Here is an 18,706-nt window from a genome sequence, read left to right as displayed (position 1 = left end):
GCGCGCCCATCCGTGAAGCGGGCGGGCACCATCCAACCCCAAGGAGGAGGACTGGAGATGTTTTATGAGTACCTTTCGCCGCGTGCGAAACCTTCCCGGACAGTGATCCGCCGGAAAGCGGGCGCACCGGTTCAGCGGCGCGATCTTTCCCAGCCGCGCAATATTTTCGAATACTTTCGTTTCCGACGCGAATACCGGCGTCTTCTGGATTTGCCGGATTACCTGCTCGAGGATCTCGGGCTGGATCGGGGCCAGGTCATCGTTGCGATGAAGCGCTCCTACTTCTGAGACGATGGCGCGCGGGCTGTCCGCGCGCCGGGTCTCACACCTACTGAAACCCAAAACATTGGAGATACTTATGCAAATCAACGGTTTTTCCGAATACATCTGGCTGGATGGAACCCAGCCGACGCAACAGATCCGGTCGAAGGCGCGCGTCGTCTGCGTGCCGAAGAACCCGACGGCGGGCGATTTTCCGAGCTGGAGCTTTGACGGGTCCTCGACCGGTCAGGCGCGCGGCGAGGATTCCGACTGCCTGCTGGAGCCGGTGCGCGTGGTGAAGGATCCGCGCCGGGGCGAGGGCAATTACCTGGTGCTCTGCGAGGTGCAGGATGCCGACGGTACGCCGCATGCGTCCAACCACCGGGCCGAACTGCGCCGGGTGCTGGAAGAGGCCGGGGCCGAGGCCGATCCCTGGGCAGGGTTCGAGCAGGAATACACCATCTACAGGGATGGCCGGCCGCTGGGCTTTCCGGTGAACGGGTTCCCGGCGCCGCAGGGGCCCTATTACTGCAGCGTCGGCGCCGATGTCGCCTATGGCCGTGAGCTGGCGGATGCGCATGCGCAGGCCTGTCTGGATGCGGGCATCGTGATCTACGGTATCAATGCCGAGGTGATGCCGGGCCAGTGGGAGTTCCAGATCGGGTTCCGCGGAATCGACGGCGAGCCGGCGGATGCGCTGACCATGTCGGACCATGTCTGGCTGGCGCGCTTCCTGCTGCAACGCGAGGCGGAGCGGTTCGGGTATCGGATCTCGTTCGACAACAAGCCGATGATGGGCGACTGGAACGGCGCCGGGATGCACACCAACTTCTCGACCGCCGCAACGCGCGAGCGGCGCACCGGCCCGGCGGCGATCCAGGCCGCTGTTCAGGCGCTGTCGAAGCGGCACGCGCATCACATCGCGCATTACGGCGCCGGGCTGGCGGCGCGGCTGACCGGGCTGCACGAGACCTGCAGCATCGAGGACTTCCGCTCTGGCGTGGCGCATCGCGGCGCGTCGATCCGCATCCCGCAGCCGGTGGCGCGACGCGGCTTCGGCTATTTCGAAGACCGCCGCCCGGGTGCCAACGCGGACCCCTACCGCGTGGTGATGTGCCTGGTGGAAACCGTCTGCGTTAAGGCGGACAACGCCAACCGGATGCCGCAGGTCGCGGCAGCGGCCGACTGAGTTTCAACTAAAGATTATCTTTTAAGGATTTAACGATGAGACATCGGTTTACCGGTGCCGGCATGGTCGCTTTGGCGGCCCTGCTGGCCGCCGGACCAGCGGCGGCAGGCACGACACTATCCGATGCCGTTGCCGCCTACATCCTGAACACGCTGTTCCTGCTTCTGTGCGGCGCTCTGGTCATGTTCATGGCCGCGGGCTTTGCGATGCTGGAGGCAGGCACCGTGCGCGGCAAGTCGGTCACCGCGATCTGCGCGAAGAACGTCTCGCTCTACGCGCTGGCGGGGATCGCGTTCTACTTCGTGGGCTACGAGGTCATGTACGGCACGTCCGTTTCCGGGCTGTTCGGGATTCCGGACATCTGGGGCGCCGACGACGCGGCCGCGCTGTCGGGCGAGGACATCTCTGGCCATGCCTCGGCGGCGGACTGGTTCTTCCAGATGGTCTTTGTCGCGACGGCGGCATCGGTCGTCTCGGGCGGTCTGGCGGAGCGGGTGCGGTTCTGGCCGTTCGCGCTGTCGACGCTGGTTCTGGCGGCGGCGATCTACCCGGTCGTCGGTCACTGGACCTGGGGCGGCGGCTGGCTTTACGAGATCGGCTTCAGCGATTTCGCCGGTTCGACCATCGTGCACTCGGTGGGCGGCTGGGTTGCGCTGACCGGGATCATGGTGCTGGGGCCGCGGATGGGCCGGTTCGACGCGGCGGGCAACCCGCTGGCGATCGCGCCGACCTCGATGCCCTATGTCACGCTCGGGACCTTCATCCTTTGGCTGGGCTGGTTCGGGTTCAACGGCGGATCGCAGCTGTCCTTCTCGTCCGTGGACGATGCGGTGGCGGTGGCGAACATCTTCGTCAACACCAACGCGGCGGCGGCTGCGGGCGTGGTGACGATGGCGCTGGCGAGCTGGCTGATGCGCCACAAGCTGGACCTGCCGCTGATGCTGAACGGCGCGCTGGCCGGGCTGGTCAGCATCACGGCGGAGCCGTCGGCGCCGTCGGTCGCCTTGGCGCTGGCCATCGGTTCGGTGGGTGCGCTGATCATGATGGGCGCGGCCCGACTGATGGAGCGGGCCCGTCTGGATGACGCGGTGGGCGCGGTGCCTGTTCACCTTGCCGCCGGGATCTGGGGGACGCTGGCCGTCGCTCTGTCGAACCCCGACGCGAGCTTTGCCACGCAGCTGATCGGCGTTGCGGCGGTCGCGCTGTTCGTCGGCGGTGCCTCGTGGGTGGTCTGGAAGATCATCGATGCGGCCATGGGCGCGCGGCTGCGCGATGCCGATGAGCAGGCAGGCGGCGACCTGGCCGAGTTCGGGCTGGCGGCCCACAACCTCGGCTAAGACCTTCGGGCGGGGCGGCTGCGGCCGCCCCGTTCAGCCTGCGTTTTCGCGGGCGACCATCGGCGCGCGGCTGAGTTCGTTGACGGCGCCGAGTGCTTTCCTGAGAAGCGTCATGAAGGCTTCGGCCTCTGCCTCGTCGAGACCACGCAGCATCACTGTCTGCGCTGCCATGACCGCCGGGCGCACCTGTAGCAGCGCCGCCTGCCCCTTTTCGGTGACCTTCAAAACCTTGGCGCGCCGGTCCTTTTCGCTCTGCGTCCGCTGCAGGTAGCCCTTGGCCACCAGCCGGTCGACCACGCCGGTGATCGTCGTGCGGTCATAGGCGATCAGCCCCGCCAGCGTCGCCTGGTCGATGCCGGGCGCCTTCGATACCGCGTCGAGGGCCGCGAACTGCACCGGGCTGACGTCGACATCCGTTTCCGCGACCTCGCGATAGAAGATCGCCACCGCCGCCTGCTGCAACCGCCGGATCAGGTGGCCGGGCATGTCGTTGGTTTCCTGCATCGTCTCCTCCGTTCCGGTTATTGACGAGTATACTGACAATCAGTATGCTGAGTAAATAGCCGATCGCAGGATTGGCGCGAAAATCGACCTGGGCGGCACTGGCCGCGAGTGGAGGAGGAAAGGTCCATGCAGTTTCATCTCAACGGATTTCATACCGGTGATCCCGACCTCGCGCAGCCAGCCCCGGGCGCCGAATCGCAGGACAGCGGCATGCCGGAGACGGTGGATGTCCTGATCGTCGGCTGCGGGCCAGCCGGGTTGACGCTGGCGGCGCAGCTTGCCGCCTTTCCTGATATCTCGGTCCGGATCGTGGAGCAGAAGGACGGGCCGCTGCAGCTTGGTCAGGCGGACGGTATCGCCTGCCGCACGATGGAGATGTTCAACGCGTTCGGGTTCGCCGAGCGGGTGCTGCGCGAGGCCTACTGGGTCAGCGAGACGGCGTTCTGGAAACCGGACACGGAAGCGCCGGGGAACATCGCGCGGAGCGGCCGGGTGGACGACGTGGAAGAGGGCCTGTCGGAATTCCCGCACGTGATCCTGAACCAGGCGCGGGTGCATGATTTCTACCTCGACATCATGCGCAAGTCGCCGAACCGGCTGGTGCCGGATTATTCGCGGCGGCTGTCGGGGATGGAGATCGGCGAGGGCGATTATCCGGTGGCGGTCACGCTGGAACACACCGACCCGGCGCATGAAGGGCAGCTCAAGACACTTCGGGCGCGGTATGTTGTCGGTTGCGATGGCGCGCGGAGTGCTGTGCGCGGCTTCCTCGGGCGGGAGTTGCGCGGCGATTCCGCGAACCAGGCCTGGGGCGTGATGGATGTGCTGGCGGTAACGGATTTCCCGGACATCCGGCTGAAGAACGTGATCCAGTCGACCGAGGGCGGCAGCATCGTGCTGATCCCGCGCGAGGGCGGGTACCTTGTGCGGATCTACGTGGAACTGGACGAACTGGGCCAGGACGAGCGGGTGCGCAGCCGGAACATCACGCTGGAAGAACTGATCGCGGCGGCACAGAAGGTGTTCCGGCCCTATTCGCTGGATGTGAAGGAGGTGGCGTGGTGGTCGGTCTACGAGATCGGCCAGCGGCTGACCGACAAGTTCGACGATGTGCCGGCGGCGGAACTGGACACGCGCCTGCCGCATGTGTTCATCGCGGGCGATGCCTGCCACACACACAGCCCGAAAGCGGGCCAGGGCATGAATGTGTCGATGCAGGACACGTTCAACCTGGGCTGGAAGCTGGCGCATGTGCTGCGCGGTCAGGCGAAGCCGGAACTGCTGCATTCCTATTCCGACGAGCGGCAGGCGATCGCGAAGAACCTGATCGATTTCGACCGGGAATGGGCGAAGATGCTGAGCGCGCCGTTGCGGTCCTCGGACGAACCGGAGGCGCCGGGGGTCGATCCGGAGGAGGTGCAGCGGTATTTCGTGCAGCACGGGCGGTACACGGCGGGGACGGCGACGGTCTATGCGCCGTCGCTGCTGACGGGGACGTCGGAGCATCAGGGGCTGGCGGAAGGGTTCGTGATCGGGACGCGGTTCCATTCGGCGCCGGCGATCCGGCTGGGGGATGCGAAGCCGATGCATCTGGGCCATGCGGCGGAGGCGGACGGGCGCTGGCGGCTGTATGCCTTTGCGGATGCGGGGGATCCTATGGCAGTGGGATCTGCGGTCGGGAAGCTGTGCGATTGGCTGGCGGACGATCCGGCGTCTCCGGTGGTAAAATACACCGCCGAGGGGGCCGATATCGACTCCATCCTAGATGTGCGCGCGGTGTTCCAGCAGAACCACCGGGACCTGCGGCTGCAGGACATGCCCACGCTGCTGCTGCCGGCGAAGGGCCGGCACGGGCTTCGCGATTACGAGAAGATGTTCTGCGCGGACCTGAGCGGCGGGCGCGATATCTTCGATCTGCGGGGCATCGACCGTGCGAAGGGGTGCATGGTGCTGGTGCGGCCGGATCAGTACGTGGCGCAGGTGCTGCCGCTGGACGGGTACGGCGCGCTGGCCGCGTATTTCGATGCGTTTATGTTGCCGGTGGCCGCGCCGGTCAAAGCGATGGAACCGGCATAGCAGAACTCGGCTGAGCCATGCGCTAATCGCCCGGACCTGTCGTTGCAGGTCCCGGCGACGTTTGGAGGGCACTTGCTCGGCAACGGCAATGAGGGGACCTTTCCCGGACCGCATGATCAAAAGGGCAATGCCGAAAGCGTTGTTATAAACCTGAAGTTGTGAGATCATGGCCCCGTTTACTTGGTGGGCGCGAGGCAGTCATGCAGCGCAGTTTCAGGGCCAAACTCTTCCCAGTTTTCGTGCCAGCCGCGCGCCATTGCGACTGTTCTCTTCCGAGTTCGGTAGCCAGAATTTTCCCTCAATATCAAACCTATGGGTTTTTCGATGAGTTCCATGAACGTATCTCCGCGCGGTTTCGCAGCGGCCGCAACTGCCGTTGCAGCAATGCTTTCTTCCTGGGCTGCAGTGGCGCAGGACGATCTCGGCCAGGCCGCGAACGATCCCACCGCGTCCGTCACGGCAATTCAACTGCAAGATTTCTACACCTACAACTACCACAACGATGAAGATGCGACGAAGAACCTCCTGCAGTTCCGCGCCGCCATTCCGTTCCAGCTGGGCGGCGTGGATAACATCTTCCGGGTCACTCTGCCCTATGTCACCGAGAGCCCGAGCGGGCGCACGGGATGGTCGGACGCGACGATCTTCAATCTCGCGACCTTCGAGCAGCCCTGGGGCCGGTTCGGTGTTGGCGCCGTGGCGCTGCTGCCGACTGGATCGGACGGGCTGAGCGCCGAGAAATGGGGGATTGGACCGGCGGCGGGTTTCATCGCATCGGCCGACTGGGGGCTGTGGGGCGTGTTCAACCAGAACATTTTTACCGTGGGCGGCGACGAGTCGATGCCGGACGTGAACATTTCGATCATCCAGCCGATCGTGAACGTTTCGCTTGGAAACGGCTGGTCTCTGGGCACCTCGGACATGTCGATCACGTATGACTGGGAGGCCGATCAATGGTCCAGCCTGCCTCTGGGCGTGGCAATCAACAAACTGCAACCGATCGGCGATACGCCGGTTCAGTTCACTCTGGCCTACGAACACAACTTTGCGGATGCCGGGGTCATGCCGGCGGACACGCTGAATTTCACGGCGAAGCTGCTGTTCCCTTAGTGGCACGGCCATAGCCGAAAAAATGAAGAGCCCCGCCGGATGGCGAGGCTCCCTGCCCCCAAATTGATAGTCAGCCCGGCAGGACAGTCGCTCTGCCGGGCCGAGAAAGGATCTATTATGCCAGCATGTACGCCGGAGCGGCTGACACGTAAAAGAAAGCGGTATCCGTTACTGGAAAATAAACACCCAACATCTCACTCAGCACACGCACACACCCAGAATCGACTTTGGTATCAATGCATTCTGGATATGGGATCGAAGTGTGCCTTCATAGATAACCTTTTGTATAGGCATCACTTTCCGCCGCGTCAGGCTCGCCGAACCTTTTCAAACGGTCCAAAACGGCACAAATGCGCCCTGTCTCAGCCAACGAAACCACGCATTCGTCTCGCCCATGTGCTGAGCCCAGCGTCCTTCGGGATCGAAACGTGTCGCGTGAATCGGTGAGGGTGGTGCCGGCAGAGGGGATCGAACCCCCGACCTTCGGTTTACAAAACCGCTGCTCTACCATCTGAGCTATGCCGGCACGGCTGCAAGTGCGGGTGATCTACGCAGTCCGGCGCCGTCCCGCAAGACCTAACGGTTGGCGCGGGCCAGCATCAGCACCGCCAGCAGCCCGACGGCCACGACCAGCAGGGCAGCCGGCGAGGCCTGGCCGATCTGTTCCAGCGACGCCTTCTCGTGCACGCGGGTGGCCAGCGTGTTGTAATTGAACGGGCGCAGCAGCAGCGTTGCGGGCAGTTCCTTGACGCAATCGACGAAGACCAGAAGCAGCGCGGTGCCGACCGACCCGCGGATCAGCGGCACGTAGACCTCGCGCAGGGTGCCGCCCGCGGTTCGACCCAGCGACCGTGCCGCCATCGGCAGGCTCGGCGAGACACGCCCGATCGCGGCGTCCGCCGCCCCCTGAGCAATGGCGAAGAACCGCACCGCGTAGGCATAGACGATGGCAAAGGCCGAGCCGGTCATCAGAAGGCCGATATCGGCGCCGGTCAGTGCCTCCACCGCGTCGGCGATGGCATTGTCCGCCGCCGCCATCGGGATCAGCAGGCCGACACCCAGAACGGCCCCCGGCGCGGCGTAACCGATGGTGGTCAGCGGCAGCAGCAGTTTCGGCAGGCGGTTTCGCGACTGGCGCAGGCCGTAGACGAGGAACAACGCCGCCACCACCGTGATCGCCGCCGCCGATCCGCCCACAACCAGCGTGTGCCAGAGCGCAAGGCCCAAGCCGCGATCGACCCAATGTTCGGGGTTGTCCAGCGCGTGGCTCAGGATCACGCCGCCGGGCAGGACGAACCCCATCAGGAAGGGCAGCGTGCAAAGCACGGTCGCGGCCCAGGCGGGCCAGCCGGTCAGGCGGATCGGCTCAAGCGGGCGCTGCGACCGGCCCATTCGATAGAACCGGCTGCGGCGACGGCCGATCTTTTCCAGCGTGACCAGCGCAAGGATCAGCACCAGGATCACTGCGGCGATCTGTGCCGCGCCGCCGGCATTGCCGGTCTGCAGCCAGGTGGAGAAGATGCCGGTGGTCAGCGTCTGGACCGCGAAATAGTCGACGGTGCCGAAATCGCTGACGGTCTCCATCATGACGATGGCGGTTCCTGCGGCAATGGCCGGCCGCGCCAACGGTACGCCGACACGGAAGAACCGGCGGAACGGGCCCGCTCCCAGCGCCTGCGCCACCTCGTATACGGCGCCGGACTGCTCGCGGAAGGCGGCGCGGGCCAGCAGGTAGACATAGGGGAACAGGGCGCCGGACAGCACCACGATGGCGGCCCAGAGCGAGCGGATCTCGGGGAACCAGTAGTCGCGCGACGACTGCCAGCCGAACATCTGGCGCAGGGCGGTCTGCACCGGGCCGGCATATTCGAGGAAATCGACCAGCGCGTAGGCGCCGACATAGGCCGGGATCGCCAGCGGCAGCAACAGCAGCCACTGCAGTATCCGCGAGCCGGGGAACCGGTAGAGCGTGGTCATCCACGCCAGCGCGGTGCCGGTCACGGCGCAGATCGCCCCGACCGACAGGGTCAGCACGATGGTGTTCTTCAGATAACGCGGGAGGGTGGTGGAAACGAGGTGCGGCCAGATGTTCTCTGTCGGGTGAAAAGCGATCCAGGCGACCGAGACGATCGGCATCAGGACCAGCGCCGCGATTAGCAGCGCGCCGGCCGACCAGCGGTCGAAGGGTAGCCGCCGCGACGGCGCGGAAACCTGAGTGGTTTGATCGATCATTCCGCAAGGGCCTAGCCGAGCGCGGGAAATCTGTCCAGCGGCCGCCACCCGCGGCCGCGAGGCGACCGCCGGAACAATGAACGCAGGAGGCGGCCACCGAAGGCGGCTGGTCCTTGACGCCGCGGTCGACTCGCGAAGTCTGGAACTGGCATGCGCGGCAGCGCTCAGTCTGGCTGCGCGCCGCCCAGGGTCACATTCCCAGCGCCTGCTTGTACATTTCCAGAACGGCCTCTTCCTCGGCGATCTCGTCGCGGTCGCGCTTTCTGAGCGCGATGACCTTGCGCATCACCTTGGTGTCGTAGCCGCGGGCCTTGGCCTCGGCCATCACCTCTTTCTGCTGGTCGGCGATGTCCTTCTTCTCGGTCTCCAGCCGTTCGAAGCGTTCGATGAACTGGCGCAGTTCGTCGGCGGTCACGCGGTAGCTCTGGTCGATATCGGTGGCGGTGTCGCTCATCTCGGGGGTCTCTCCTGCCTCTGTGTCAGGGAAACGGAATTACCCTTGCCGCCCCTGCCCCGCAAGGCCCGGACTTGCTCATGGGCGGCTTACGGGGTACCGGGCGGGCGATGAATGACGGGAGACCGGGATGGACTGGCTGATCTGGACGGGCGCGGCGGTGTCGCTGGTAGGACTGGCGGGGCTGGTCTGGTGCATCGTTCTGGTCAGCCGCGCCCGGAAGGCCAACCTGCCGGACGAGGAACTGCGCGAGAAGGTGCGCAAGGTCATCCCGCTGAACATGGGCGCGCTGCTGCTGTCCGTGTTCGGGCTGATCCTCGTGGTGATGGGGATCGCGCTCGGCTGAGAAACTGCGGCGGAAAAGCAAAGCCGCGCCGGGACAGACCCGACGCGGAATGTTTTTCATCTGTACTGAGTCCGGGCTGCGTCAGACCGGCATATTGTTGAAAAGCGCGTCGGCCTCGTCCTCGGACATATCCTCGGCATAGCGGAGGTAGTGGTCCGGCACAGTCTGACCCATCTCTTCCAGCTCTGCGATTTTCTCGCGCAGCAGGTCCTGCAGCTCGTCGCGATCTTCGGGCTTACGGGCAATATCGTCGATGATTTCGACAATAGACGTCCTATGCTTGTCGAGTCCCATATCGTCCTCCTCATTGCGGGTCTCCCCACCCCGCGTGCCGGACCGACCGGGCTAGCCTTTTGCCGTTGCCCCGGCACATGCCCGACATAGCGGAGTATAGGGTAACACGTCTAGCCGCTCCGGCTGAATCACCTCGCCGCAGCGGGCACAAAAACCGTACTCTCCCTCGTCCATTCGCTGGAGCGCCGCCTTGATCATGCGGATCTCAACCTGACCCGAGGAACCGAGCCCTTCGAGGACTTCGTCTTCCTCGCGCTCGGTGGCCAATTCCTCCCAGTCCCTCGACTGGTGTGAATCGAGTTCCTGTTCGATCCCCTCGAGCCGGTTTTCCAGCTCTGTAAGCCGGGCTTCGAGCGCTTCGCGGCGCTGGTTTATCGTTGTCAAAGGCATCGCACACTCCCTTGCACTGCATTATCCTAGCTTCAGCCAGTGGCCGCCTTGATACAAGTCAATGTCCTAGACCTATTGAAACACATGCAAAGAATGCTATGTGTCTCGAAGCCCCTCTTGCCCAAGGAGTTGTCGCGATGTCGCCAGAGGTCAAAGCTTTCTTTGATGAAGCAACGAATACAATATCTTACGTGGTCCGCGACCCGGCAGGACGCGCCTGTGCCGTGATCGACAGCGTGCTGGATTTCGACCATGCCAGCGGCCGGACCAGCACCGCATCCGCCGATGCCATAATCGACTGGATCCGCGACGAGGGACTGGAGGTCGCCTGGCTTCTGGAAACGCACGTTCATGCCGACCATCTGTCCGCAGCGCCTTATATCCAGGAGGCCGTGGGAGGAAAGGTCGGCATTGGCGACCGGATCACCGTGGTGCAGGACACGTTCGGCAAGATCTTCAACGAGGGCACCGAGTTCCAGCGCGACGGATCGCAGTTCGACCAGTTGTTCCAGGAGGGCGACAGTTTCCACATTGGCCAGATGCGCGGTGACGTGCTGCACACGCCAGGCCATACGCCCGCCTGCCTGACATATGTCATCGGCGACGCGGCCTTTGTCGGCGACACGCTGTTCCAGCCGGATTACGGCACGGCACGCTGCGATTTCCCGGGCGGCTCGGCGCGGGACCTTTATCGGTCGATCCAGAAGATCCTCGCCCTGCCGGACGAGACGCGGATCTTCACCTGCCACGACTATAAGGCCGAGGGCCGCGACACCTATGCCTGGGAAAGCACAGTGGGCGAGCAGAAGGCCAAGAACGTACATGTCGGCGCGGGCAAGACCGAGGACGATTTCGTCGCGATGCGCGAAGCGCGCGACGCCAAGCTGGGCATGCCCCGGCTGATCCTGCCATCGCTGCAGGTGAACATGAGGGCGGGCCACTTCCCCGAACCCGAGGACAATGGCACCAGCTATCTCAAAGTGCCGATCAACAAGCTGTAACGGTAAGATATCATGATTGAAATGGACTGGATCTGGGGCCTCGTCGGGGGCCTCATGATCGGCGGGGCGGCGGCGCTTTTCCTGCTGGTCAATGGCCGCATCATGGGGGCTTCGGGCCTTCTGGGCGGGCTGGTGGATGGCTCTGGCAGCCCGAACCGGGCCGAGCGCGCCGCATTCATCGCGGGGCTCGTCACGGTGCCGGCGGTGCTGGCGCTGCTGTTCTTCGAGCCGGAGACCAACCTGACACCCAATCTTGCCGTCGTGATCTCGGCGGGACTGCTGGTGGGCATCGGCACGCGGCTGGCCAATGGCTGCACCTCGGGCCACGGCGTCTGCGGCATCTCGCGCTTTTCCCTGCGGGGCATGGTCGCCACGGTCTTCTACCTTCTGGCGGGCGGCTTTTCCGTCGTTATCTTCCGCCACCTGCTGGGAGTGATTTGATGCGCAATGTCTTCGCCTTTCTCGCCGGTGGCCTGTTCGGCGCCGGGCTGCTGATTTCCGGCATGACCGACACCACCAAGGTGCAGGGCTGGCTGGACATATTCGGCGACTGGGATCCGACGCTGGCCTTCGTGCTGGGCGGTGCGATCCTGCCGATGGCGATCGCATGGCGGTTTGCCATGGGGCGGGTCCCGGCGCTTGGCGGCGCCTTCCCGGCGAAACCAGAAGCGAAGCTGGGACATAACCTGGTCCTGGGATCGCTTCTGTTCGGCGCCGGCTGGGGGCTGGCCGGACTGTGTCCTGGCCCGGCGATGGCCTCGCTGACCTGGGGCGGCATGGGCGGACTGGTCTTCATGGCGGCGATGATCGCCGGCATGCTGGCGGCGCCGCCGGTGAGGGTCTGGGTAGACGGCATCGCAGCGTCGTCGTAAGACGACGCATATGGATATCCGTCGCATTACCCCCGAATACGCCGTCGCCCCGCAGATCGAACCCACCGATATGGCCACGCTGGCCGCGGAAGGATTCCGGACGGTGATCAACAACCGTCCGGACAGCGAAGTACCGCCCGAGCTGCAGTCGGACACGATGCGCGCGGCGGCCGAGGCGGCGGGACTCGACTATGTCGAAAACCCGGTGGTCAACGGCGCGATGACCATGGACATGGTGATCGGCCAGGGCGCGGCGATCGAGGCGTCCGAGGGACCGGTCTTTGCCTATTGCCGGTCTGGCACGCGGTCTTCCATCGTCTGGGCCCTGAGCCAGGCGGGCACGCAGCCTACGGATGACCTGCTGAAGGCCGCGCAGGACGCGGGCTACGACCTTGGCGGTCTGCGCGGTCAGATCGACGCATTGTCGAAGGGCTAAACCCGGCCACGGCGCGCCGCGCCGGGTCAGTCCGGCAGATCAAGCGGTGCCGGCGTCGGCGCGATATCAAGCGGTTGTGGTTCCGGGAGGTCGCCAAGCGGGGTGGGATCCGCTGTGTCCAGATCCGGCAGTTCGTCCAGGCCCGGCAGGTCGCCGGGCTCTGGCAGGTTGTCGAGCCCGGGCAGGTCATCCAATGGCGCGGGATCCGACAGATCCATGCCACCGGACATCGGCTCAGGCATCGCCGGGTCAGGCACGGCTACGGCCGCGGCTGCCGCGACGCCGCCGCCAAATTCCTGCGGCAGCGCCGCGCGGCGCGGAGCACCTTCGACCAGCTGCAAACGCAGCGCGCGCATCACCCCCGAACGACCCAGCCGTGCGGTGATCACCTTGCGCCCGTCGCTGGCCCGCAGCACGACATTGTCGAGGTCGGCGGAGGCGAGCGGCAGCACCTGCCCAACCTCCAGCCGGGTAATCCGCGACAGCGGCAGCTTTTCGCGGCAGAGCACAGCCTCCAGCCGGGTACGGGCGCCGAGGACTGCCTTTTCCAGCGCGGCAGACCAGTCTTCTTCGCCATCCTCGCCACCGGAAACTGATCGCGCCCGGGTTGGCAGCACCAAGTGCATTAAGCCTGTCTTGGTGCCGCTGGCGAAATCGAGGCCCACGGTCAGATGCAGGTGCGGCGCGTCCTGCAGGACCATCGCGGCCACGCGCACATCTCCCATCCGCTCCGCCACCCTGTAGCCATCCACAGGAGGCAGCCCGCGGCAATCGCCCGAAAGGAGCGCAAAGCCGGCCAGACCGGTCTCGACGAATTCCTGCACCATGCGGGCGTCGGTATTGGTCGGCTTTCGTTCTGCCGCGGCGCCGGGCAGTACCTTACCCATTGTCAGCGCCTCGTTCGCGGCGGCCACCGCCTGGGGGCACAGCACGGCCAACGCGACGGAACCGCCTGGGCCCTCCAGCCGCAGGATGAGGGACGGGGTCGGAAGCACGCCCTGCAGGTCGTCCGGCGTCACACTGTCCTGCTGCAGGTCCACCAGAGAGACGGGCACGCCGAGAGCATCGTCCCCGGCCTTCGCCAGGGACATTCGCATCGCCTTTGCGGGCGTCATTTCTGCCAGTCCCATCGACGCGCGTCGCGCCGCGAGCTTGCGCCTGAGGACCGGAGTATCCGCCTTGTCGCCCATGCCTCTCGCCCATGTACGCATACGGGGGCAGTGCTGACAGATCAGCGTTACCAAAGCGATAACCCAGCTCTTTCACACGGGAATTTTCGGGGATCGCGGCCTATTCGGCCGCCTTCGCCTGCGCCCTTGGCAGCACCACGCGGAATGCCGCGCCGCCCTGTCCCGGCAGATACGAAACCGAGCCGCCCAGCCGCTCCATGATCTCGCGGCAGATCGCAAGTCCGAGCCCCGCACCCCCGGCACGGCTTTGATCGCTGAGGCGGGAAAACTTCTCGAATATCACAGCCTGGCTCTGTTTCGGGATGCCGGTGCCGTTATCGGTGAAATCTACCCGTACAGCGTCGTCCCGACCCGACACAGAGATACGGAGCTCCGGCGCCTCGGCGTCGCAGTATTTCTGCGCGTTGGCGATAAGGTTGATGAAGACCTGCGCCAGCCGGTCGGGATCGGTGACGAGGCGCACCTTCTCCACGGTCGGATCACGCAGGATGGTCATTGGAGCGCCGGCCTCGCGCCCGGTGGTCGCAGCGACGGCGCGTTCGATCACGTGGCCCAGATCCGCGTTCTGCCAGTTAAGCGAGCCCTGGCCGTTTTCCAGAACGCTCAGGTCCAGCAGATCGTCCAGCAGGCGGGTCAGGCGGATCGTCTCGTCGTGAATGATGGTCGAGAACCGGCGCTGATCGGCTTCAGGCATCGGGCTTTCCGTCATCAGGATTTCCGAAAAGGCGCGAATCGAGGTCATCGGGGTGCGCAGCTCGTGGCTGATCTGGCTAAGGAAGGCGTCCTTCTGGATCGAAAGCTGCGTCAGTTTCTCATTCGCCTCGCGCAGCTGCCGCGCGGTTCGCGAGAGTTCTTCGCGCTGCGCCTCGAGCTGGGTGGTGTGTTCCATGATCTGCGCGGTTTCGTCGGCCACAGCCATCAGGTCCTGGACCGAGACGGAGGCACCGCCTGTGATCTGCCCGACCATGGCGTGCGCCGTCGCGGCGCCGACGGAACCGGCAAGCTGGCGTTCCAGCGTTTCGATGAAATCAGGCGTCGTGTCGGGCAGGTATCCGGCCCCGCCCTGGCGCGCCGCTTCTTTCTGGAACAGCGCCTGTGCCTCGTCGGGGCCGAGGATGCGCTGCGCCATTATCAGCAGATCCTCCGCTTCGGCGCCGCCCGAGGACCAGCCGGGCGCTGCCGTCGAATGCTCGAAGACATTCACGAATTGCGCGCCCTGCAAGCGTTCCAACGGGCCGGGAAAGCTGGCCAGCGAGAAGACCACGAAGGCGGCCGTGTTCAGGACCATCGACCAGAAGACCGAATGCACCACCGGGTCCAGCCCCGAAACGCCGAAGAGCGCCTGCGGGCGCAGCCATGAGATGCCGAACGGGCCCTCTGCGAGCAACGGCCCCGACATCAGGATGGTTTCGCCAAAGCTGGGCAGGAACAGGGTATAGGCCCAGACCGCGAAACCGATCCCCAGCCCCGCCGCAGCGCCGTTGCGAGATGCACCGCGCCAGAACAGTCCGCCCAGCAGCGCCGGCAGGACCTGCGCCACGCCGGCGAAGCTGATCAGGCCGATTGCCGCCAGTGCCGTCGAGCCGCCCGAGAGGTGGAAATAGAGGTAGCCCAGCAACAGAACCCCTGCGATGGAGATGCGCCGCGCCGTGATCACCACGTCGCGCACATCGCCCGACATGCTCGCCCGTTCTCGCCGCATGTTCAGCCAGATCGGCATCACGATATGGTTCGAGACCATGGTCGACAACGCGATGGCCGCCACGATCACCATCGAGGTGGCGGAAGAGAACCCGCCGAGGAAGGACAGCATTGCCAATCCCTCGCGCCGCTCGGCCAAAGGAACGGTCAGCACATAGAGGTCGGCATTCCCGTTCGGCAGAACTTCCAGCCCCACCACAGCGATGGGAACCACGAATAGGCTCATCAGGAACAGGTACAGAGGGAAAGCCCAGGACGCGACGGCCACGTGACGCTCGTTCGAGTTCTCGACCACCATGACCTGGAACATGCGGGGCAAGCACAGGAACGCTGCGGCCGACAGGAAGATCAGCCCCGCCCAGCGGCCCGGGGCAGGGTTCCATTCCGCCAGCTTCGACGCCTCGATCTTGCGGGCGATGTCCACCGGCCCGTCGGCCAGGCCCCAGACCACGAAGATACCGACGGCGAGCAGGGCGACCAGTTTCACGACCGCCTCCAGTGCGATGGCGGTGACCACGCCGTGGTGCCGCTCGTTCGCATCGAGCGTGCGGGTCCCGAAGAGGATGGTGAACACGGTCAGGCCGATGGCGACCACCACTGCGGTGGCGTTGAGCTGCTCGAAATCAGGAACAGCGCCCTCGTGCCCCGCGAAGACCGAGAAGGACAGCGTCACCGACTGGAGCTGCAGAGCGATGTAGGGCGTGGTCCCGACGACGGCGAGCAGGGTAACGCAGACGCCCAGCAGGTTCGACTTGCCATACCGGCTGGAGATCAGGTCGGCGACGGAGGTGATGCGCTGCGACCGGCCGATGCGGACGAGCTTGCGCAAGATCCACCACCAACCCGCCATCACCAGCGTCGGGCCGAGGTAGATGGTGGCGAATTCCAGCCCGGAGTTCACCGCGTAGCCGACGGCACCGTAGAAGGTCCAGGCAGTGCAGTAGATCGAGAGCGACAGAGTGTAGACCAGCGGCGAGCGCAGCCAGCCCACGTCGCCGCGTTCCGCCCGTCGCTCGGCGGCGAAGGCGACGCTGAACAGCAGCACCACATAGGCCAGGCAGACAACGACAAGCAGGTTGAACCCGATCATTCGCCGGGCTCCTTGTCCTCCGGGTCTTCGGGACGCGACAGGAAGCGCGCGAAGACGAAGGCGCCCACGATCAGGCCGCCCCAGACCGTGAAGACATAGATGCCGCCCAATGCGGTTCCAAGCCGGCCATCCGGCGCGGCTGCCCACATCAGGGGCATCAGGAGCAGAAACGCCCCCAGAACCGGCAACAGCCGCGCCCCGTCCATAGCGCGCCGACGGCGGTAGCCGCGGCGTTCCAGAAAGACGGGGCGGCGGCTCATGTCGCCACCAGTTCGCGCACCGCCTCGAGCACCTCGGCGTTGGCGAAGGGCTTGGTCATGAAGCGGCTGGCACCCATGCGCTCGGCCATTTCGCGGTCGCGCGTCTGGCCGCGTGCGGTCAGCATGAGTACCGGCAGCGCCTGCATCGCCGGATCGGCGCGCAGGTCGGCCAGAATGTCGAAGCCCGACCGGTTCGGCAGCATCACGTCGAGGATCACCAGATCCGGTGCGCGCCGCGCGATCTCGTCCATGGCGGTCCGGCCGTCGGCATGGGTATCCACCGCCCATCCGTCGCGCGACAGGATGAAACTGATCGCTTGTATGATATTCGGCTCATCTTCGATGAGCAGAACACGCTTTCCCATCTGCCGACCCCTCCCCTTGGCCCGCACCTGCGCGTTTTCAGCGACTATCCCCCAAGCATCGGACCGTGTCAAAAGCAACGACAGAAGGGCACGACGGTGGCTTTGGCACTGCGGCTATCCCGCCTCGGCCAGGATCGAGGGTTCGCGACGCGCGGCGCAGCGCCGCTGCGGACAGATCCGGCAGCTTGTGCCCACGGCCAGCCCGCGCTCTTCCGGAATCCGCACCCGGTCACCCGGCACGATCAGCATCACCGCCTCGAAAACCGGCGGCGCGTCGAAGCCAGGCTGGCCGACGGGTTCGGCCACTGCGTAGGCGAGAAAGCGGCGTCGGTCGCGGCCGGTCATCTCGACGACGGCGCGCACTGGCGCCAGCGGGCGACCCAGCGCCTGATAGAGCGGCCAGAGCGGACAGGCAGCGCCGAAGCGCGGCAGCGGGAAACCGTCCACCGGCTTGCGGAATGTCAGCGCGCCGGAGCCGTCGCAGGTTACCAAGCCGATCCGCCCGGCGCCCCGCGGTGTCGGCAACGTGGCGAGGCGGCGCAGGATGCCGGCCATGCCGGTGCCGAAGTGCTCGACCAGTGCGCCGGGGTCCCATTGCAGGTCCTCGGCGGTCTTCTGAAACGCGGCGAGCGGCAGCGCTTCGGCATCACGCCGGTAGCGGTTCAGCCACGCCGTTGCCAGTTCGCGCCCCGCCGCCGTGGTCAGTTCCGGTGCGTCCCGGACCAGCATGTCCGCATCCACCGGCAGTTCGCGCTCCATCGCCCGGATATGATAGTCGCGCGCCTCGAGCCATGCCTCAAGTTCCTCCTGCGGCGTGCCGGTCGATCGTGTCTCTTCCCCGGTCGCCTCCAAATAAGAGACCAGCGCCTGGCTCGAGTCCGCCAGGCGCTGGCTGTCCTCGTGGATGTTGCGGTGAAAGCGGTCGCGCCATTCGGGCTCGATCTCGCCCGGTTCGACGAGGATCGAAGCGGTGGCGTTGATCGCGGTAACGGTCGAGAGCAACTCGTGCAGCGAGGCGGCGAGATGCGGATCGTGCGCCATGCGATCGGTCAGCTGCTCGACTGTGCGCTCGAGATGGCCGATGCGGCGGCGCTGTGCCGCGACCAGCGTCGCCCAGCCGGGAAAACGGCCGGCGAACTCCTCTGCCCGCGCCTCTTCGGCACCGATATCGGGAAGAGCCGCGGCGGCATAGCGCAGGTTCGTGACCAGCGTCGCCTCCGCGCCTTCGGCCAGAACCGACGGTTCCACCTGAAGCGCGCGGGCGATGTCGGTCAGCAGCTTGCCCGCGATTCTGCGCTTGTTGTGTTCGATCAGGTTGAGATAGGCGGCGGAGATTCCGACCGCCTTTGCCAGCCCGGCCTGTTTAAGACCCAGAAGCGTTCTGCGCTCACGTATGCGACTGCCTGTTAACGTTCCAATGGCCATCGCCTAGACCTCTGTTCTGAAACGGTTTCCGCGCTGCGGTGAAAAATACTTTACAAATGCCGCGTGGGCATTGTGTATTTATTTACAGATTTTTCGTTACTTTAAAAGACCTTGTTGCGAAATTATCGGACCACGCCCAATAATTGCCGCATCCTGTAAAAGGGACAGGGCGC

Annotated in this window: 21 protein-coding genes and 1 tRNA gene; 10 read left to right on the top strand and 12 right to left on the bottom strand. The window is 65.3% G+C overall.

Annotation, left to right across the window (positions count from 1 at the left end; translation table 11 throughout):
- The first annotated feature begins 12 nt into the window (after window positions 1-12).
- From HCO70_RS13135 to HCO70_RS13125, 3 genes are all read left to right on the top strand, one after another.
- Entirely contained in the window at window positions 13-288 is a 276-nt protein-coding gene (locus HCO70_RS13135; RefSeq protein WP_172296828.1) for a DUF1127 domain-containing protein, read from the top strand.
- A gap of 70 nt (window positions 289-358) precedes the next feature.
- On the top strand, window positions 359-1,450 hold the full coding sequence (locus HCO70_RS13130; RefSeq protein ID WP_172296826.1) for a glutamine synthetase beta-grasp domain-containing protein: 1,092 nt from the start codon (window positions 359-361) through the stop codon (window positions 1,448-1,450).
- Window positions 1,451-1,485: 35 nt separating this feature from the next.
- Window positions 1,486-2,787: an ammonium transporter gene (locus tag HCO70_RS13125; protein WP_172296824.1), complete on the top strand. Its 1,302-nt coding sequence runs from the start codon at window positions 1,486-1,488 to the stop codon at window positions 2,785-2,787.
- A 33-nt stretch (window positions 2,788-2,820) separates the two neighbouring features.
- Here the strand turns inward: HCO70_RS13125 and HCO70_RS13120 are convergent, their stop codons facing one another.
- Window positions 2,821-3,291: a MarR family winged helix-turn-helix transcriptional regulator gene (locus HCO70_RS13120; protein WP_172296822.1), complete on the bottom strand. Its 471-nt coding sequence runs from the start codon at window positions 3,289-3,291 to the stop codon at window positions 2,821-2,823.
- 126 nt (window positions 3,292-3,417) lie between these two features.
- On the opposite strand from HCO70_RS13120, the gene HCO70_RS13115 reads away from it, so the two are divergent.
- Entirely contained in the window at window positions 3,418-5,367 is a 1,950-nt protein-coding gene (locus tag HCO70_RS13115; protein WP_172296820.1) for an FAD-binding monooxygenase, read from the top strand.
- A 176-nt stretch (window positions 5,368-5,543) separates the two neighbouring features.
- Here HCO70_RS13115 and HCO70_RS13110 read toward each other — a convergent pair whose 3' ends face one another.
- Complete coding sequence (locus HCO70_RS13110) at window positions 5,544-5,702, bottom strand: hypothetical protein (RefSeq protein WP_172296818.1); 159 nt, start codon at window positions 5,700-5,702, stop codon at window positions 5,544-5,546.
- A 49-nt stretch (window positions 5,703-5,751) separates the two neighbouring features.
- Between HCO70_RS13110 and HCO70_RS13105 the strand changes: the two genes are divergently transcribed.
- Window positions 5,752-6,477, top strand: a complete 726-nt coding sequence (locus HCO70_RS13105) for a hypothetical protein (protein ID WP_172297409.1) — start codon at window positions 5,752-5,754, stop codon at window positions 6,475-6,477.
- Between the two features lie 450 nt (window positions 6,478-6,927).
- On the opposite strand, the gene HCO70_RS13100 is transcribed toward HCO70_RS13105, so the two are convergent.
- The 3 genes from HCO70_RS13100 to HCO70_RS13090 all read right to left on the bottom strand — a co-directional run bounded on the left by HCO70_RS13100 (window position 6,928) and on the right by HCO70_RS13090 (window position 9,163).
- Window positions 6,928-7,003: transfer RNA gene (locus tag HCO70_RS13100), tRNA-Thr, on the bottom strand.
- 50 nt (window positions 7,004-7,053) lie between these two features.
- On the bottom strand, window positions 7,054-8,709 hold the full coding sequence (locus HCO70_RS13095) for an iron ABC transporter permease (protein WP_172296816.1): 1,656 nt from the start codon (window positions 8,707-8,709) through the stop codon (window positions 7,054-7,056).
- 190 nt (window positions 8,710-8,899) lie between these two features.
- Window positions 8,900-9,163 carry a DUF2312 domain-containing protein gene (locus HCO70_RS13090; protein ID WP_172296814.1) on the bottom strand — a complete coding sequence of 88 codons (264 nt, stop codon included), beginning with the start codon at window positions 9,161-9,163 and terminating at the stop codon, window positions 8,900-8,902.
- 130 nt (window positions 9,164-9,293) lie between these two features.
- On the opposite strand from HCO70_RS13090, the gene HCO70_RS13085 reads away from it, so the two are divergent.
- On the top strand, window positions 9,294-9,509 hold the full coding sequence (locus HCO70_RS13085; RefSeq protein ID WP_172296812.1) for a hypothetical protein: 216 nt from the start codon (window positions 9,294-9,296) through the stop codon (window positions 9,507-9,509).
- 81 nt (window positions 9,510-9,590) lie between these two features.
- Here HCO70_RS13085 and HCO70_RS13080 read toward each other — a convergent pair whose 3' ends face one another.
- The gene (locus tag HCO70_RS13080) at window positions 9,591-9,803 is read right to left on the bottom strand and encodes a hypothetical protein (RefSeq protein ID WP_172296810.1); all 213 of its coding nucleotides are present in this window, start codon (window positions 9,801-9,803) and stop codon (window positions 9,591-9,593) included.
- A gap of 51 nt (window positions 9,804-9,854) precedes the next feature.
- Window positions 9,855-10,193 carry a TraR/DksA family transcriptional regulator gene (locus HCO70_RS13075; RefSeq protein WP_371742213.1) on the bottom strand — a complete coding sequence of 113 codons (339 nt, stop codon included), beginning with the start codon at window positions 10,191-10,193 and terminating at the stop codon, window positions 9,855-9,857.
- A 137-nt stretch (window positions 10,194-10,330) separates the two neighbouring features.
- Between HCO70_RS13075 and HCO70_RS13070 the strand changes: the two genes are divergently transcribed.
- From HCO70_RS13070 to HCO70_RS13055, 4 genes are read left to right on the top strand one after another with little or no spacing between them, the layout of a single operon-like run.
- Window positions 10,331-11,194, top strand: a complete 864-nt coding sequence (locus tag HCO70_RS13070; RefSeq protein WP_172296808.1) for an MBL fold metallo-hydrolase — start codon at window positions 10,331-10,333, stop codon at window positions 11,192-11,194.
- Between the two features lie 15 nt (window positions 11,195-11,209).
- A complete protein-coding gene (locus HCO70_RS13065; protein ID WP_172297405.1) occupies window positions 11,210-11,635 on the top strand; it encodes a YeeE/YedE thiosulfate transporter family protein in 426 nt (141 codons plus the stop codon).
- Window positions 11,635-12,066, top strand: a complete 432-nt coding sequence (locus tag HCO70_RS13060; RefSeq protein WP_172296806.1) for a DUF6691 family protein — start codon at window positions 11,635-11,637, stop codon at window positions 12,064-12,066. Before HCO70_RS13065 ends, HCO70_RS13060 begins: the two co-directional genes overlap by 1 nt.
- A gap of 10 nt (window positions 12,067-12,076) precedes the next feature.
- Window positions 12,077-12,502 (top strand): TIGR01244 family sulfur transferase, encoded by a 426-nt coding sequence (locus HCO70_RS13055; RefSeq protein WP_172296804.1) that lies wholly within the window; start codon window positions 12,077-12,079, stop codon window positions 12,500-12,502.
- A gap of 26 nt (window positions 12,503-12,528) precedes the next feature.
- Here HCO70_RS13055 and HCO70_RS13050 read toward each other — a convergent pair whose 3' ends face one another.
- The 5 genes from HCO70_RS13050 to HCO70_RS13030 form a co-directional block, all read right to left on the bottom strand.
- Window positions 12,529-13,692 carry a FliM/FliN family flagellar motor switch protein gene (locus HCO70_RS13050; RefSeq protein WP_172296802.1) on the bottom strand — a complete coding sequence of 388 codons (1,164 nt, stop codon included), beginning with the start codon at window positions 13,690-13,692 and terminating at the stop codon, window positions 12,529-12,531.
- Window positions 13,693-13,792: 100 nt separating this feature from the next.
- A complete protein-coding gene (locus tag HCO70_RS13045) occupies window positions 13,793-16,483 on the bottom strand; it encodes a sensor histidine kinase (protein ID WP_172296800.1) in 2,691 nt (896 codons plus the stop codon).
- Complete coding sequence (locus tag HCO70_RS13040) at window positions 16,480-16,743, bottom strand: hypothetical protein (RefSeq protein ID WP_172296798.1); 264 nt, start codon at window positions 16,741-16,743, stop codon at window positions 16,480-16,482. Before HCO70_RS13040 ends, HCO70_RS13045 begins: the two co-directional genes overlap by 4 nt.
- The gene (locus HCO70_RS13035) at window positions 16,740-17,108 is read right to left on the bottom strand and encodes a response regulator transcription factor (RefSeq protein WP_172296796.1); all 369 of its coding nucleotides are present in this window, start codon (window positions 17,106-17,108) and stop codon (window positions 16,740-16,742) included. Before HCO70_RS13035 ends, HCO70_RS13040 begins: the two co-directional genes overlap by 4 nt.
- A 114-nt stretch (window positions 17,109-17,222) precedes the next feature.
- Window positions 17,223-18,533: a helix-turn-helix transcriptional regulator gene (locus tag HCO70_RS13030; RefSeq protein WP_172296794.1), complete on the bottom strand. Its 1,311-nt coding sequence runs from the start codon at window positions 18,531-18,533 to the stop codon at window positions 17,223-17,225.
- Window positions 18,534-18,706 lie beyond the last annotated feature (173 nt).

Origin of the sequence: Pseudoruegeria sp. HB172150, assembly GCF_013184805.1 — a bacterium.
Lineage (GTDB): Bacteria > Pseudomonadota > Alphaproteobacteria > Rhodobacterales > Rhodobacteraceae > Psychromarinibacter.
This window is presented reverse-complemented; position numbering and strand designations above follow the sequence as displayed.

Coding starts and splice junctions, on each gene's coding strand:
- HCO70_RS13035 (WP_172296796.1), bottom strand. CDS start 17,108: ATGGGAAAGCGTGTTCTGCTCATCGAAGATGAGCCGAATATCATACAA.
- HCO70_RS13120 (WP_172296822.1), bottom strand. CDS start 3,291: ATGCAGGAAACCAACGACATGCCCGGCCACCTGATCCGGCGGTTGCAG.
- HCO70_RS13130 (WP_172296826.1), top strand. CDS start 359: ATGCAAATCAACGGTTTTTCCGAATACATCTGGCTGGATGGAACCCAG.
- HCO70_RS13080 (WP_172296810.1), bottom strand. CDS start 9,803: ATGGGACTCGACAAGCATAGGACGTCTATTGTCGAAATCATCGACGAT.
- HCO70_RS13030 (WP_172296794.1), bottom strand. CDS start 18,533: ATGGCCATTGGAACGTTAACAGGCAGTCGCATACGTGAGCGCAGAACG.
- HCO70_RS13085 (WP_172296812.1), top strand. CDS start 9,294: ATGGACTGGCTGATCTGGACGGGCGCGGCGGTGTCGCTGGTAGGACTG.
- HCO70_RS13050 (WP_172296802.1), bottom strand. CDS start 13,692: ATGGGCGACAAGGCGGATACTCCGGTCCTCAGGCGCAAGCTCGCGGCG.
- HCO70_RS13040 (WP_172296798.1), bottom strand. CDS start 16,743: ATGAGCCGCCGCCCCGTCTTTCTGGAACGCCGCGGCTACCGCCGTCGG.
- HCO70_RS13090 (WP_172296814.1), bottom strand. CDS start 9,163: ATGAGCGACACCGCCACCGATATCGACCAGAGCTACCGCGTGACCGCC.
- HCO70_RS13115 (WP_172296820.1), top strand. CDS start 3,418: ATGCAGTTTCATCTCAACGGATTTCATACCGGTGATCCCGACCTCGCG.
- HCO70_RS13125 (WP_172296824.1), top strand. CDS start 1,486: ATGAGACATCGGTTTACCGGTGCCGGCATGGTCGCTTTGGCGGCCCTG.
- HCO70_RS13095 (WP_172296816.1), bottom strand. CDS start 8,709: ATGATCGATCAAACCACTCAGGTTTCCGCGCCGTCGCGGCGGCTACCC.
- HCO70_RS13045 (WP_172296800.1), bottom strand. CDS start 16,483: ATGATCGGGTTCAACCTGCTTGTCGTTGTCTGCCTGGCCTATGTGGTG.
- HCO70_RS13070 (WP_172296808.1), top strand. CDS start 10,331: ATGTCGCCAGAGGTCAAAGCTTTCTTTGATGAAGCAACGAATACAATA.
- HCO70_RS13110 (WP_172296818.1), bottom strand. CDS start 5,702: ATGGAACTCATCGAAAAACCCATAGGTTTGATATTGAGGGAAAATTCT.
- HCO70_RS13105 (WP_172297409.1), top strand. CDS start 5,752: ATGCTTTCTTCCTGGGCTGCAGTGGCGCAGGACGATCTCGGCCAGGCC.
- HCO70_RS13075 (WP_371742213.1), bottom strand. CDS start 10,193: ATGCCTTTGACAACGATAAACCAGCGCCGCGAAGCGCTCGAAGCCCGG.
- HCO70_RS13055 (WP_172296804.1), top strand. CDS start 12,077: ATGGATATCCGTCGCATTACCCCCGAATACGCCGTCGCCCCGCAGATC.
- HCO70_RS13060 (WP_172296806.1), top strand. CDS start 11,635: ATGCGCAATGTCTTCGCCTTTCTCGCCGGTGGCCTGTTCGGCGCCGGG.